This window comes from Nonomuraea sp. NPDC001684 (assembly GCF_053596515.1).
In genome coordinates this window covers 1-14,483 of the sequence record NZ_JBSFGJ010000246.1, presented here as the reverse complement: position 1 = coordinate 14,483, position 14,483 = coordinate 1, and the positions used below count along the sequence as shown (strand labels likewise).

11 protein-coding genes and 1 pseudogene are annotated in these 14,483 nt (G+C 73.1%); 4 read left to right on the top strand and 8 right to left on the bottom strand.

Annotated features, from left to right (window positions below):
* Positions 1 to 27: 27 nt before the first annotated feature.
* From ACWCSD_RS32885 to ACWCSD_RS32860, 6 genes are all read right to left on the bottom strand, one after another.
* Positions 28 to 876 (bottom strand): hypothetical protein, encoded by an 849-nt coding sequence (locus ACWCSD_RS32885; RefSeq protein WP_449920700.1) that lies wholly within the window; start codon positions 874 to 876, stop codon positions 28 to 30.
* Positions 873 to 1,199 carry a PadR family transcriptional regulator gene (locus ACWCSD_RS32880; RefSeq protein ID WP_449920697.1) on the bottom strand — a complete coding sequence of 109 codons (327 nt, stop codon included), beginning with the start codon at positions 1,197 to 1,199 and terminating at the stop codon, positions 873 to 875. The genes ACWCSD_RS32885 and ACWCSD_RS32880 overlap by 4 nt, the downstream gene beginning before the upstream one ends.
* A gap of 101 nt (positions 1,200 to 1,300) precedes the next feature.
* Positions 1,301 to 2,635: a glycosyltransferase family 4 protein gene (locus ACWCSD_RS32875; protein ID WP_397158638.1), complete on the bottom strand. Its 1,335-nt coding sequence runs from the start codon at positions 2,633 to 2,635 to the stop codon at positions 1,301 to 1,303.
* Between the two features lie 134 nt (positions 2,636 to 2,769).
* Positions 2,770 to 5,892 (bottom strand): S41 family peptidase, encoded by a 3,123-nt coding sequence (locus ACWCSD_RS32870; RefSeq protein ID WP_449920693.1) that lies wholly within the window; start codon positions 5,890 to 5,892, stop codon positions 2,770 to 2,772.
* A gap of 273 nt (positions 5,893 to 6,165) precedes the next feature.
* The gene (locus ACWCSD_RS32865; RefSeq protein WP_449920690.1) at positions 6,166 to 8,568 is read right to left on the bottom strand and encodes a GTP-binding protein; all 2,403 of its coding nucleotides are present in this window, start codon (positions 8,566 to 8,568) and stop codon (positions 6,166 to 6,168) included.
* A 150-nt stretch (positions 8,569 to 8,718) separates the two neighbouring features.
* Entirely contained in the window at positions 8,719 to 9,753 is a 1,035-nt protein-coding gene (locus ACWCSD_RS32860) for an Rv2578c family radical SAM protein (protein ID WP_449920688.1), read from the bottom strand.
* A 134-nt stretch (positions 9,754 to 9,887) separates the two neighbouring features.
* Here ACWCSD_RS32860 and ACWCSD_RS32855 point away from each other — a divergent pair, with 134 nt between their 5' ends.
* Positions 9,888 to 10,166 carry a DUF3040 domain-containing protein gene (locus tag ACWCSD_RS32855; RefSeq protein ID WP_352328164.1) on the top strand — a complete coding sequence of 93 codons (279 nt, stop codon included), beginning with the start codon at positions 9,888 to 9,890 and terminating at the stop codon, positions 10,164 to 10,166.
* Between the two features lie 24 nt (positions 10,167 to 10,190).
* Here the strand turns inward: ACWCSD_RS32855 and ACWCSD_RS32850 are convergent, their stop codons facing one another.
* Together ACWCSD_RS32850 and ACWCSD_RS32845 are read right to left on the bottom strand one after the other, a co-directional pair.
* A complete protein-coding gene (locus ACWCSD_RS32850; RefSeq protein ID WP_449920686.1) occupies positions 10,191 to 10,658 on the bottom strand; it encodes an OsmC family protein in 468 nt (155 codons plus the stop codon).
* The gene (locus ACWCSD_RS32845; RefSeq protein ID WP_449920703.1) at positions 10,655 to 11,008 is read right to left on the bottom strand and encodes an FCD domain-containing protein; all 354 of its coding nucleotides are present in this window, start codon (positions 11,006 to 11,008) and stop codon (positions 10,655 to 10,657) included. Before ACWCSD_RS32845 ends, ACWCSD_RS32850 begins: the two co-directional genes overlap by 4 nt.
* Here ACWCSD_RS32845 and ACWCSD_RS32840 point away from each other — a divergent pair.
* From ACWCSD_RS32840 to ACWCSD_RS32830, 3 genes and pseudogenes are all read left to right on the top strand, one after another.
* Positions 10,967 to 11,377, top strand: a pseudogene (locus ACWCSD_RS32840) (YczE/YyaS/YitT family protein); the annotation flags it as partial. The gene ACWCSD_RS32845 and the pseudogene ACWCSD_RS32840 sit on opposite strands and share 42 nt — an antisense overlap.
* A 76-nt stretch (positions 11,378 to 11,453) precedes the next feature.
* The gene (locus ACWCSD_RS32835) at positions 11,454 to 13,214 is read left to right on the top strand and encodes a glycoside hydrolase family 15 protein (RefSeq protein ID WP_449920684.1); all 1,761 of its coding nucleotides are present in this window, start codon (positions 11,454 to 11,456) and stop codon (positions 13,212 to 13,214) included.
* Positions 13,215 to 13,304: 90 nt separating this feature from the next.
* A partial coding sequence (locus ACWCSD_RS32830) for an NAD(P)/FAD-dependent oxidoreductase (protein ID WP_449920681.1) occupies positions 13,305 to 14,483 on the top strand: 1,179 nt, incomplete at its 3' end.

Genomic DNA, 14,483 nt, shown 5'->3' with positions numbered 1-14,483 from the left:
GCCGGATTTGACACAGGAAGGCTTCCGTCACTGATCGACCCCGCGCCGCCTCACCCGCACTCCCCACCGCTCGCGCAGCTTCTCCACGCCTGCCCAGTACACGACGACGCCCGGGATCGTGAAGACCGCCGATCCCCATCCCTGCTGCAGGAACACGTTGACGATCGCCAGCAGCAACGGCGGGCCCAGCACGCCCCACGTCCGCCACTCCGAGCCCAGGACCCAGCACGCCAGACGGTGCAGCCGGAACCATCGGGGACGCAGCGGCTCCTTCAGGGCCGCCCGGAGCCGCCACACCCCGCGCAGTTGCCGCAGCGCGTACCGGGACTGCCCGGCGGGGGTGGCTCCCGCCCGCGCGAGATCGTGGAGCTCGGCGTGGAACTCCTCGGCGTACCGGGCTCTGTGGGCGGGTGGCAGCAACCGGAGTTCGACGTCGATGAGCTTCTCCGCAGGGCCTGCGGCGGTGACCGCCCGCGCCGCGGCGACGCCGGTCGCGGTGTTCCGCGGCGGTGGGCCCGCCGGGTCCTGCGCGGAGAACGTGGCCGCCTGGTCGGCGAGCCGCCGGTGCAGCCCCGCCCCGAGGGCCCACGCGCCGGGGAAGCCGCCGAGCAGGGCGCGGGCCGTCTCGTAGGCGGGCGCCAGGTCGCGGACGACGGCGGTCTCGACGGCCCGGAACAGGCGGTGGACGACGAGCAGGTCCTCGCGCAGGCGGGCGTCGAGGGAGCGGGCGAGGACGAGCAGGCCCTCCAACTCGGTCAGCGGCGCTTCGACCTGCGCGAGTCCGGCGCTCGCCGCCTCCAGGCGGTGGCCGATCCGCCGGGTCTCGCGTAACGCCTCGCCGGACAGGCCGCGCCTGGCCGGTGCCAAGGTGTTCACGCCACACCGCCGGAGGGCCGCAGCCGCAGGGCGGCGCGCTTGGCGGCGGAGCGGTCGAGCGCCTGCCTGGCCAGCTGGGCGCCGTCGGGGGTGAAGCGGTAGTAGCGGCGGCGCGGACGGCCCTCCTCGCGCGGATCCAGTTCCTCCCAGCTCGACTCCAGCCAGTCGAAGCCTTCCAGCCGGGCCAGGATCGGATGGATGGTGCCGCTGGGCAGCCCGGCCGCCGCGCAGATCTCCAGGCCGTACATGGCGCGGGTGGGGTCTTCGAGCAGGGCGCGGAGCACGAGCATGGTCGGCATGGTCATGCGGGGGAGGCTTCCCATGGTCTAACTCTACCTAGGGGTGTCGCAGGCCGCCAGATCCCTCGACGTCGCCCTTCGCCGAGCCGGTGCAGGTCCGGCCCGGCGGTGTGACGCTCGTCCCGCTAGGCCCGGGGCCCGGCCGGCCCGGTGGCCTCGACGGGCGTGGTGGCCTCGTCGGGTTCGGGGGCGGGGCGGGGCGGCCGGACGTACGTGCCGTTGCGGCGGGCCACCAGTTCGTCCAGCAGCTCGTCCCACTTCTGGCCCACCGCGTGCACGTCGTACGTGCGCGCCGTCTCCAGCGCGGCCGCCGCCAGCGACCGGCGCAGCGGCTCGTCCTCGATGACGCGCATGATGGAGGCCGCCAGGTTGGCGTTGGTACGCGGCTTGACCAGCAGCCCGTCCACCTCGTCGGTGATCATCTCCTTGGGCCCGTGCGGGCTGTTGAAGCTGACGATGGCCAGCCCCTTGGCCATGGCCTCCAGGATCGTCATCGGGAAGCCCTCGTGCCGCGAGCTGAGCACGAAGATCGACGCCTTCTCCAGCTCGGCCCCCACGTCGCTGGTCGGCCCCGGCAGCTCCACCTTGCCCTCAAGCCCGGCCTCGACGATCTGCGCCGCCAGGTTGTCCTCCTGCGGCCCGGCGCCGAAGATGCGCAGCTTCCAGTCGGGGTGCGCGGCGGCGACGGTCTCCCACGCGGTGATCAGCCGGTGGAAGCCCTTGAGCCGGGTCATCCGGCCCACGGCGACGACGACCTTGGCGTCCAGCCTGGACACCTCGCCGCTCATCGGCGGGACGGCGTTGGGGATGCGCGCCAGCTTCTTCGGCTTCTTCGGCAGCGTGCTGCGGTAGTCGCGCAGGTCGGCCTTGGTGAGGGTGACCAGGGCGTCCATCCGCCGGTACCGCCACTTGATCAGCTTCTGCATCGGCTCGGCCTGGGTGCGCAGGGCCACATGCTCCTGCCCGATGGTGATCACGCCCGGCTGCGCCAACTGCGCCATGGCCAGGTTGAGCCCGGGACGGGTGGCCATCAGCACGCCGCTGTCGAGCGAGCGGATGTAGCGGGCCAGCTTGTAGTCGGTCCACAGGGTGAAGCGGTGGTAGGCCGTCTCCTCCGGCGGGATCAGCTTGCTGGGGAACTTCGACAACATCGCCCGCAGCGGATCGGGGCTGGGCTTGAGCCGGTCGTCGAGGAAGCGGAAGCGCACCCGCGGGTCGATCGGGAAGAACGGCTCCTCGGCCTCCTTCAGGATGCTGACGATCTCGACGTCGTGCTTCTCGGCCAGGTAGCCGGCCAGGTTGAACACCGTCCTGATCGTGCCGCCCATGCCGTTGGCGTGCAGGAGCAGGATCCTGATGCGGTCGGTCGACGGCGGCGGCGCGTTGCGTGCCTTGCGGCGGTTGTACCCCCGGTACAACCGGACCATCGCCGACTTCCCCCTGCGTGCCAGTGCGCGCACCTGGACGATCCCCCTTGTGCTCGGTTGCATTCGCATGCGCGCGGAGCCGGTCGTCAGGCCGCGCGCGAGCGGAGTGCACATGTCATCCCCTGTGCGCTTTCCCCGCCTATGATCTTTAGACGCCCAAGAGGTTCCTAAGGTTGCATACCTGGCCGATGCGACGGATCCGGCGTATGCGGCGAATGCTCGGCAAGCAGGCCAAGGGCGACGTCGATGGCCCGCTCCAGCTGCGTGTCCACGCCTTTGGCGTAGTCCTGCGGGGTGATGTCCACCTCGATGTCGGGATCCGTGCCGTAGTTCTCCACCTGCCAGCCGACGTCGTCGAAGGCGAAGGAGAACTCCGGCTGCGTGGTCACGGTCCCGTCGGCGAGCCGGTGGCGCGGCCAGATGCCGATCACCCCGCCCCAGGTGCGCTTGCCGACCAGCGGGCCCAGCTTGAGCAGCTTGAAGGTGTGGCTGAAGATGTCGCCGTCCGAGCCCGCCCACTCGTTGGTGATGGCCACCAGCGGCCCGCGCGGCGACTCCGGCGGGTACGGCTCCGGGTCCCCCCACCGCGGGTAGTCGTAGCCGAGCCGCCGCCTGGCCAGCTTCTCCAGCAGCAGCGCCGAGACGTGCCCGCCGCCGTTGAAGCGCACGTCCACGATGAGGGCGTGCCGGTCGTACTCGGCCAGGAAGCCCCGGTGGAACTCGCCGAACCCCTCGGTGCCCATGTCGGGGACGTGCAGGTAGCCGATGCGCCCGCCGGAACGCTCGTGGCACTCGGCGCGGTTGAGGTTCACCCAGTCGCGATAACGGGCCGGCTGCTCGTCGGCCAGCGCGCGCACGGTCACCGTGAACACCCGCTCCTCGCGCCGCAGGGTCAGCTCCACCTCCTCGCCGGCCTGGTTGACCAGCCGCTCGTTCGGGGTGGCCGCGCGGCCGATGGGCGCGCCGTTGATGGCCAGCACCGCGTCCCCCGGCCGCACGTCGAGCCCCAGCCGGTTCAGCGGCGAGGTGGCCTCGGGGTCCCAGGGGTCGCCGGTGACGATCGCGCGCACGCGGTAGACGCCGTCGCGGTAGTCCCAGTCGACGCCCAGCTTGCCCTGGCTGTAGTCCGGCCCGGGACGGTACTCCCCGCCGCTCTCGTAGGCGTGGCTGGTGCCCAGCTCGCCGTGCAGCTCCCACAGCAGGTCGGAGAACTCGCCCCGGGTGGTGACCCGGTCCACCAGCGGCTCGTAGCGCCGGTACACGCCCGGCCAGTCGACGCCGGCCATGTCCTCGGTCCAGAAGTTCTCCCGCTGCAGCCGCCACGCCTCGCGGAACATCTGCCGCCACTCCGACTCCGGCGCCACCGACACCTTGATGCGCGACAGGTCGATCCAGCCGCTCTCGCGTCCGGGCGGGTCGTCGTCGTGCTCGGGCACCTCGCCGGCCCTGACCACGCGCAGCCGGCTGCCGGCCCGGTACAGCAGCGTCTTGTGGTCGCGGCCCAGCTCGAACGCGGTGACGCCGTCGGCGAACGTCTCGTTCCTGCCCTTGGCGAAGTCGTACAGGTGCAGGGTGTTCTCGCCCTCCAGCGGGCTGGTCAGCAGCAGCGCCTTGCCCTTGAGCCCGGCCACCCCCTCGTAGCGGCCCTCCGGCAGCGGGAAGGCGGTGACGCGGGCGGCCAGCCCGTCCAGGTCCACCCGGACGGCCTCCACCGGCTCGTCCTCCTCCTCGTCCTTGCCGTTGAGCGGACGACGTCCGGGCACGAACGGGTCGGGCGCGCCGGCCCGCAGCGCGATCGCGTACGGCCGGGTGCCCAGCGGGAACCCCAGGTCGAACTGCAACTGGTCGTAGACGGGCGAGAAGACCCGCTGGCCGATGAAGTACAGGTAGCGGCCCTGGGGGTCGAAGGCCGGCATCGAGTCCTTGAGCACCGGCTCGGAGGCGGCCACCGTCCGGCCGGTCTCCGGGTGGTGCAGCTTGATCGCGGTCGTCTGGGCGTTGAGCGGCCCGGCGTAGGCCAGCCACTGGCCGTCGTGCGACCAGGCCGGGTCCTCGGGGGGCCCGTGCGGGTTGCGTTCCACCAGCGTGGCCGCGCCCGTGGCCAGGTCCAGCAGGTACAGCTCGTGGCGGTGGTTGACCACGGCCACGCGGTCGTGCGCGGGGTCGGGGACCAGCTCGTTGATCCGGCCCAGCCGGGCCACCTCGACGCCGCAGCCGCCCTCGTGGCCCTCCAGGATGACCAGCGTCTCCTCGTCGGACTCGCCGCTGGCCGCGGCGATCAGCCGCACGCCGTCGTTCAGCCAGGTCAGGAAGCGGTAGCGGACGCCGTCCGGCTCGCCGTGCTGGCTCACCGGGCCCTCCCAGTCGGCCATCGCGTACGCCTTGCCGCGCGAGGTGATCGCCAGCGCGCTGCCGTCCGGGCTGAGGGTCGCGCTGTCGAGGAAGTCCTCGGCGTCGACGAACCGGCGGTTGCGCTGCGTCCTGGAGCTGGCCAGCCGCACGTCCAGCCGCCTGGGCCCGTCGCCCGGCCCGTCGCCCGGCTCCAGCAGGTACAGGTCGGCGCCGGCGTGGTAGACCAGCCGGTGGCCGTCGCCGGACAGGTTGCGCGCGTAGTAGTCCTCGTGGTGGGTGTGCTTGCGCAGGTCGCCGCCGTCCGGAAGGCAGGAGTAGACGTTCCCGACCCCCTCGTGGTCGGACAGGAAGCACACCCGACGGCCGCTCCAGCACGGCGAGGCCAGGTTCCCCGGCAGCCGGATCAGCCGCCTGAACTCGCCGTCGCCGTCGGTGTCGATCCACAGGTCGCCGACCGTGCCGCCGCGGTAGCGCTTCCAGCGCGCGGGGTCGGCGGTGTTGCGGCCGAGCACGATCATCCCGTCGGGGCCGTGGGCGATCGAGTTCGCCGGTCCGTACGGCAGCCGCTGCGGCACCCCGCCCGGCGCCACGCGGTGCAGCCATTTGCGCCCGGCGAACGGCTGGGACTGGTCGCTGGCGTACAGGATGCGGCCCTCGTGGTCCCAGCCGGTGACCGTGCAGCGGGCGCCGTGGAAGGTGACCCGGCGCGCGGCGCCGCCGACGGCCGGCATCACGTAGACCTCCTCCGGGCCCTCCTCCCGGCCGACGAACGCGATCTGGTCGCCGCGCGGGGAGATGCGCGGGTAGCCGGCCTCGGCCGCGCCGGCGGTCAGGCGGAACGCGCGGCCGCCCTGGGCCGAGACCATCCACAGGTCGTCCTCGGCGGCGAAGACCACCACGTCCTGAAAGACAGTGGGAAAGCGGAGATAGGCCGACATGTGCGCAGCTCCTCTTCCACCGGACAGCCGAGGGCCGCCGGCCCCCGGCTGCGCGATTCACCTCACGGGGTCATCCCTCGTCGGTCCTTCGGGTTTCCTTCTTGGTCTCCTTGGCCTGCCGGCTCGTCTTGATCGCCTGCTTCTTGGCCTTGCCTGACTTGGTGGCCGGTTTCTTCTTCGTGTCAGCCATTGTTCTCCCCCTGTAACGGTTGCGCCCGATTGGCACACTATGGCGGATTAATACCCATCTATCCCTGATATCCGACATACCGCCTATCGCGTACGAATCGGGCGATCTCCGGACGGGCGCGACCACCAAACCCCTTCGCCGCGCGACAGGCCCGGCAGCCGCCGCTCGGCCTCGTGCACGGCCGCCGCCGGGATCTCCCCTTCGAGCACCCACGTCCCGTCCCGCCTGCTCGTGCCGTCCAGGACCGCGCCCAGCCCGGCCAGGCGGGACGACACGGCGGCGAAGGCGTCGGCGGGCACCTCCGCCTCGAAGCGGTGGCACGGCTCGTACACCCTGGTCCCGGCCCTGCGCAGCGCCTCGGCCAGCACGACCCGGGCCTGCCCGCGGAAGTCGCCGGCGGTCGTGACCGGGGAGGCGTAACCCGTCGCCGTCAGCGTGACCAGCACGTCGGTGACCGGCCACCCGCGCGGGCCCGCCCCGAGGCCGTGCCGCACGCTCTCCTCGATCGCCCGGTGGAAGGCCAGGGGCAGCGAGCCCAGATCGACCTCCAGCCGGTAGAGCACGCCCGAGCCCGGCGCGGCCGGCTCGACCCGCAGGCCCACGGTCGCCATGAACGCGCCCCCGGCCTGACGCATCTCCTTGCTGGCCGCGCCGGTGCCCGCCGGACGCTCGAAGTGCACCGGACGGCTCGGCTCGAACTCCGCCTCCACGCCGAAGTCCCTGGCCAGGGTCTCGCCGATGACCTCCTTCTGGACCTCGCCGTACAGCAGGACCGACGTCCGGCCGCCGGGCAGCGTACGGGTGCCGATCAGGGGGTCCTGCTCGGCCAGCGCGACCAGCGCGGCGTGCAGGCGCGGCTCCTGGCCGGGGACCCGGGGGCGTACGACGGTCTCCAGGCTGGGCGGCGTGAAGTGGGCCTGCCCCGCCGGGCCGGGCTCGCCCAGCCGGTCGCCGACCCGGATCTCGGGCACGCCCCGGACCGTGGCGATGTCGCCCGCCACCGCCACCCGCGCCCCGGACCCGACGACGGCCACCCCGCTCGGCCGCCCCTCGTACGCGTGGACGCCCCCACCCGGCTCCCGCCGCAGAAACGTCACCCGCTCCCGCGCCCGCAGCTCTCCGCTCCACATCCGCAGATACGCGACCTTCTCCCCACCCCGCCCCCGCCCCACCGCAAACACCACAGCCACAGCCACAGCCGCCGTCGCCGTCGCCGTCGCCGTCGCCGCCGCTGCCGTCGTGCGGTCGGCGCTTCCATCCGCGCCGAGCGGCGGCTGGGGAACCGCGGGCAGCAGCCGGACCGCCCCGAGCAGCTCGGCCACGCCCTGGCCGATGATCGCCGACCCGAACAACACCGGATGCGCATCGCCCGCCGCGCACTGCGCCGCAAGCGCCTCCCGGACCCGCCCCGCACCCGGAACCACGTCATCGACGAGCAACTCCAACAGCCCGTCATCCCCCTCGGCCAACACCTCAGCCGCCACCATCCCCGCAGCCTCTGCGCCGCCCTCTGCGCCGGTCCCGGCGTCGGCCGCCAGGTCGGCCTCCGTCCTGGCGGGCTCGGCCTCGACGGGCCCAGCGGCCCGCACCACCTCCTCCGAGCCGTCGCCCGCCACCCCTGGGCGGGAAGCACCCCCGGAGGAGGGGGGAGCAAAGACGGGGGAGCGGGTGGCGACGACCGGGTCGCCGGAAGCCGCCCCGGAAGTCGAGGAAGGTCCGGTGGCGGGGGCCGGGTCGCGGGGAGCGGCCCCGGCGGACGGGGGAACGGAGGTGACGGGACTGGAGAGAGCCGCCTCGCGGGGAGTGGCGTCCGGAGGCAAGGGAGTGGAACCCGGTGGCGAAGGAGCGGAGCCCGGGAGCGAAGGAGCGGAGCCCGGGAGCGAAGGAGCGGAGCCCGGGGGCGGGGGAGTGGAGGCGAGGGGGTGAGGGGGCGGGGCGCTCGGGGCGGTGCCGAAGGGAGGCGGGGCGAAGGTGAAGGGGTGGGTGGTGGCGGACGGGCCGCCGATGCCGCTCACCGTGTTGAGCGGGACCACCCGCGGCGACAACCACCGCCGGATCTCGGCGAGCACCCCCGCCTCCCGCGCCCCCATCCGGTCGATCTTGTTCACGAAGATCAGCGTGGGCAGCCGCAACCGCCGCAGCGTCTTCATCAGGACCCGCGTGTGCGGCTGTACGCCCTCCACGGCCGACACCACCAGGACGGCGCCGTCGAGCACGCCGAGCGCGCGTTCGACCTCGGCCACGAAGTCGGCGTGGCCCGGCGTGTCCACCAGGTTGACCCGCAGGTCGCCCATGGTGAACGAGGCCACCGCCGAGCGGATGGTGATGCCGCGGCGGCGTTCGATCTCGCCGCTGTCGGTCTGCGTGCTGCCGTCGTCGACGCTGCCGAGGCGCGCGATGACCCCGGTCTCGAACAGCAGCCGCTCAGTGAGGCTGGTCTTGCCCGCGTCCACGTGCGCGAGGATGCCGATGTTCAGGATGTGCATGAGTGGTGGAGCCCTCGAGAACTCTCGTGCCAATGGGGCGCTGGAAGATCTCTGGGCGGCGCCGCATCTCATGCTCCTGAACGTCGTCCGGCTGGGTGCCCGGTCATCCTGTCACCGGGGCGGGCCGGCGGACCACCGATTTAAACCGGGTCACAACAGGCGAAGCTGCTCCGGCTCTGCGACGGTGCCGGGGGTTCGGCGGGGCGGAACGCGGCGGGCCATGGCGGGCGTGGCTCTGCCGACCCCGTGGCGGCGGGCCAGCTCCTTGACCTGGGCGACGACCCGGTCCTGGTAGGAGGCGGGGGCGTAGGCGCCGCGGCCGTACAGCTCCAGATAGCGCGGCACCAGGCGCGGGTGCTCGCGCCCGAGCCAGCTCAGCCACCACTCGCGCGCCCCCGGCCGCAGGTGCAGGACGATCGGGGCGAGGTGGGTGGCGCCGGCCTCGGCGATCTCCTTGACGGTGCGTTCGAGCTGGGCGGGGGAGTCGGTCAGGTACGGCAGGATCGGCGCCATCAGCACCCCGCACGCCACGCCGTTGTCGTTGAGCGTGGCGCACGCCTCCAGCCGCCGGCGCGGGTTGGGCGTGCCGGGCTCGACCTCGCGCCACACCGCCTCGTCCACGAAGCCGACCGACACGCTCGTGCTGACGTCGGTGACCTCGGCCGCCTCGGTGAGCAGATCGAGGTCGCGCAGGATCAGCGTGCCCTTGGTGAGCACCGAGAACGGGTTCGCGGCGTCGCGCAGCGCGGCCAGGATGCCCCGCATGAGCCGGTAGCGGCCCTCAGCGCGCTGGTAGCAGTCGACGTTGGTGCCCATGGCCACGTGGTGGCCGCCCCAGCGGGCCGCGGCCAGCTCCTTGCGGGCCAGTTCGGTCGCGTTGACCTTGACGACGATCTTCGAGTCGAAGTCGGCCCCGGCGTCGAGGTCGAGGTATTCGTGCGTCTTGCGGGCGAAGCAGTAGACGCAGCGATGCCCGCACCCGCGGTAGGGGTTGATCGTGTACTCGAACGGCACCCGGCTGGCCCCCGGCACCCGGTTGATGATGGACCGGGCCTGGACCTCGTAGAAGGTCATCCCCCTGAACTCGGGCGTGTCGAACGTACGGGTGACCGCGCCGCGGGCGAACAACGGCACGGCTGGATCGGCCTGACCGGGCCCGGCCAGGCGCAGGTTGTCCCAGCGCATCCCATGATTAGAACAAAAGTTCGAGCGTGATCGCAAACCGAAAAGAGGCGGTAATTAGGGGGTCACGTCAAGGCTAATGATCTTCATGGTTGGGGAGGAACACGCCACAGTGCTTGCGTTCCGGAGGTACGTCTATGGCCTGGTCGCAGGACGAGGAGCGAATGCTGGCCCAGATCGAGCAGCACCTCGTCGACGACGATCCGCGGCTCGTCGCCCGGCTCGAGTCGTTCAACGAGCGGGCTCGTCGCAGCGAGGCGCGGGCGAAGGGGCAGCCGGGCCACAGGCGGCCACGCCGGTCGACGGTCATCATCGTGATCAGCTGGGTGCTCATCGCGACGCTGGTGGCCACCCTGCTGATCATGGTGCTCCAGCACGAGGCCGCCACCGCCGTGGCCCTGGCCGCCTCGCGCTGACCTCCCCCGGACCGTCGGCCTGCCTCAGGCCGTGCGAACGGTCGGTTCGTGGCGTACCGGGAAGTTGACCGAGGCGGCGATGAAGCACGCCTTGTGAGCGTCCTGGTGCAGGCGGGCGGCGGTCTCGGCCATCTCCGGCGCGGCCACGGTCACCTCGGGGCGGAGCACGACCTCGGTGAAGTGGCCCCCGGCGCCGCTCTCGGCCATGGTGCCCGCCGCGTGGTCGGCGTACGCGGTGACCACGACGCCCGCCTCGGCGCACAGGTGCAGATACCACAACATGTGGCACTGGGAGAGCGATCCGACCAGCAGCTGCTCGGGGTTCCAGCGGGCGGGGTCGCCGCGGAAGGCGGGGTCGGAGCTGCCCGCGATGACCTGCCGGCCCTCGGCGGACAGGTCGTGGTCGCGGTCGTAGTCGCGGTAGCCGCTGGTGCCGGTGCCCCGGTTGCCGGTCCAGGTCACGGTGGTGGTGTACGTGTGGTGGCGGGTCATGCGGGTTCGTCCTTGCTGTGAGTGACGGCGCGGGTGTCGAGGACGTGCGCGCGGGCGATGGCCGCGGCGTCCTGCGGCCGGGCCTCGATGATCGCGGCGAGAAGCTGTTCGTGCTGGCCGGAAACGTGCGCCGGACGGGACGGCGGCGCCAGCGAGCGCAATGTGGACACCTGGATCTGGTCCCACACGCGCTCCAGGGTGTGCAGCGCGATGGCGTTGGCCGCCAGCTCGGCGATCCGCCGGTGGAAGCGGCGGTTGAGCCCGACGGCCTCGCCGAGCCGACCCTGCGCGGTGGCGGCCGCCGTGGCGTCGGCGCCCTGGTGATGCTGCTGTGGATCCCGCTGCGCCAGCGGCCCGGCCTCGGCACGATCAGCAACGTGGTGTTCCTCGGCCTGTTCGCCGACGCGGCGATCCTGCTGCTGCCCACGCCGTCCCACCTGGCCGTCCAGGCGCTGTACGTGGCCCTCGGCGTGGTCGCGATCGCGCTGGCCACCGTGCTCTACATCGGGGCGGGCATGGGCCCGGGGCCGCGCGACGGCGTCATGACCGGCCTGATGCGGCTCGGCCTGTCCGTCCGGCTGGCCCGCTTCCTCATCGAGCTCACCGTGCTGGCCGTGGGCTGGCTGCTCGGCGGCAGCGTCGGCGTCGGGACGCTGGTCTTCGCCCTCGCCATCGGCCCGCTGACCCAGCTGTTCACCCGCTGGTTCCCCTTGTCGTGATCCCGCGCCGGGCCCGTCCTGACGCGACAGGCCAGGCCCGGCGCGGGATCGCCCGCGCGCGAGTAGCGTCTTCGGCATGCGGATTGAGGACTACGCGCTGATCGGAGACATGCAGTCGGCCGCACTGGTGGCGAGGGACGGTTCCATCGACTGGCTCTGCCTGCCCAGGTTCGACTCCCCCTCGTGCTTCGCGGCCCTGCTCGGCAGCGAGCGCAACGGCCACTGGTGGCTGGGCCCGACGGCCCGGCGGCCGGCCACCCGGCGCCGCTACCGGCCCGACACGCTCATCCTGGAGAGCGAGTGGGACACCCCGACCGGCACGGTCCGGGTGATCGACTTCATGCCCCCGCGCGACCGGAACCCCGACGTCGTGCGCATCGTCGAGGGGGTCTCGGGCAGCGTCGAGGTCTCCACCCAGCTGCGCGTGCGCTTCGACTACGGGCGCATCGTGCCGTGGGTGCGCCGGACGAACGGCCACCTGCAGGCCGTCGGCGGCCCCGACTCGGTGTGGCTGCACTCCCCCGTCCCGCTCAAGGGCGGCGACTACGCCCACCGGGCCACGTTCACCGTCAACGCGGGCGACCGGCTGCCGTTCGTGTTCACCTGGCACCCCTCCCACGAGCCGATGCCGCCGCGCATCGACGCCGAGGAGCAGCTCGCCGAGACCGAGACCATGTGGGCCGAGTGGGTCGGCAGGTGCGCCTACCAGGGCCCCTACCGGGAGGCGGTGACCCGGTCGCTGATCACGCTGAAGGGGCTGACGTACGCGCCGACCGGCGGCATCGTGGCCGCGCCGACCACGTCCCTGCCCGAGGACATCGGCGGCGTGCGCAACTGGGACTACCGGTTCTGCTGGCTGCGCGACGCCACGATGACGCTCGACGCGCTGATCAGCTCGGGCTACCTCGACGAGGCCGCCGACTGGCGGTCCTGGCTGCTGCGCACCATCGCCGGGCGTCCCCAGGACCTGCAGATCATGTACGGCGTCGCCGGCGAGCGCCGCCTGCCCGAGCTGCGCCTCGACTGGCTGGACGGCTACGAGGGCTCCCGCCCGGTCCGCATCGGCAACGAGGCGGTCCAGCAGCTCCAGCTCGACGTCTACGGCGAGGTGATGAACTGCCTGTACGTCTCCCGCTCCCGCGGCCTGGCCGCCGACGAGCGCGCCTGGTCGATCCAGCGCCAGCTCCTCGACTACGTGGAGGAGCACTGGGACGAGCCCGACGAGGGCCTGTGGGAGGTGCGCGGCCCGCGCCGGCACTTCGTGCACTCCAAGGTGATGTGCTGGGTCGCCCTCGACCGGGCCGTCAGGTACGTCGAGAGCTTCGGCCGCACCGGCCCGGTCGACAGGTGGCGCGCGCTGCGCGACACGATCCACGCCGAGATCTGCGACAAGGGCTTCGACCCCCACCGCAACACCTTCACCCAGTCGTACGGGTCGTCGGAGCTGGACGCGGCGCTGCTGATGATCCCGGTCGTGGGCTTCCTGCCGCCCGACGACCCCCGTGTGACCGGCACGGTGGCGGCGATCGAGAAGGAGCTCATGTCCGACGGGTTCGTCCTGCGTTATCCGCTGGCCGCCGACAACGACGTCGACGGCCTGCCCGGCGGTGAGGGCGCGTTCCTGGCGTGCAGCTTCTGGCTGGTGGAGGTGATGGCGATGCAGGGCCGCAAGGAGGAGGCACGGGAGCTGTTCGAACGCCTGCTGGAACTGCGCAACGACGTCGGGCTGCTGGCCGAGGAGTACGACCCGCGCTACGGGCGCCTGGTGGGCAACTTCCCGCAGGCGTTCAGCCACGTGCCCCTGATCCACGCCGCCCGCGCGCTGTCGCGGGCCTGACCCGGCGGGAACGGGCTTCCCCCACCGCGCCGGCCGGGACACCGGCGGGAACGGGTTTCCTCCACCGCGCGGAGTGGGACAAGACCTCGCATGGGTGAGGAATGGGACCTGGCGGTCGTGGGCGCGGGACCGGCGGGCTCGGCGGCGGCGCTGCGGGCCGTCCAGCTGCGGCCGGACCTGCGCGTGGTCCTGCTCGACCGGGCCGGCTTCCCCCGCGACAAGCCGTGCGGCGACGGCATCGCCGCGCACGGCCGCGACGAGCTGGCCCGGCTGGGCCTGCCGGACCTCATCGACGACTACCGGCCCACGCCCCGGCTGACCGTGGTCTCGCCGGGCGGGCTGCGCGTCTCGGCCGAGGCGGCCCGGCCCAACCACGTGGTGCCGCGCCGGGTGTTCGACGCGCGGCTGGTGGCGGCGGCCGGGGCCAGGGGCGTCGAGGTGCGCCGCCACCGCGTCAGGGAGCTGGCCCACGACGGGTCCTGGGTCGTCCTGGACGGGCGGCTGCGGGCCCGCGCGGTGGTGGCGGCCGACGGGGCCTACTCGGCGGTGCGCCGGCTGATCGGGCTGCCCGCGGCGGGCGAGCGGCACACCGCCCTGGCCGTGCGCGGCTACGCCGACGTGCCCGAGGCCGACGACGTGCAGCTCATCGCGATGCAGCGGGCGGGCTGGCCGGCCTACGCGTGGTCGTTCCCGATCGGCGACGGCACCGCGAACGTCGGGTTCGGCATGCTGCTGCCCCGGCTGCGGGCGGCGGGGGCGCCGGGCCGCCAGGTGCTGCACGGCAGGCTGGCCGAGCTGCTGCCCGACCGGCCCGCGCGCGACCTGCGCGCCCATCACCTGCCGCTGTCGACCGGGCGGCCCGCGCCGGGCGCCGGGCGGGTGCTGCTCGCCGGGGACGCGGCGGGGCTGATCAACCCGCTGACCGGCGAGGGCATCTACTACGCGCTGCTGTCGGGACGGCTGGCGGCCGAGGCGGTCGTCGAGGCGGCGGGCGAAGCGGCAGGTGCGGCGGCGGGCGACCCGCTGGCGCGGTACCGGGCCAAGCTTCGCGGCGCGCTGGGGCGGCACCTGCGCACGACCGACGTGCTGGCCCGGCTGGCGCAGTCGCCGGGGTTCATCGACGCGGCCATCGCGACCGCCGCGCGCCGCAAGGAGGTGTTCGACCTGCTGGTGGAGGTCGGGCTCGGGGCCGGGACGGTGCCCGCGCCGCTGGCCCTGGCGGTGGGCCTGCGCTGGCTGCGCGGCGCGGCACGCCTGCCCCACCGCGGT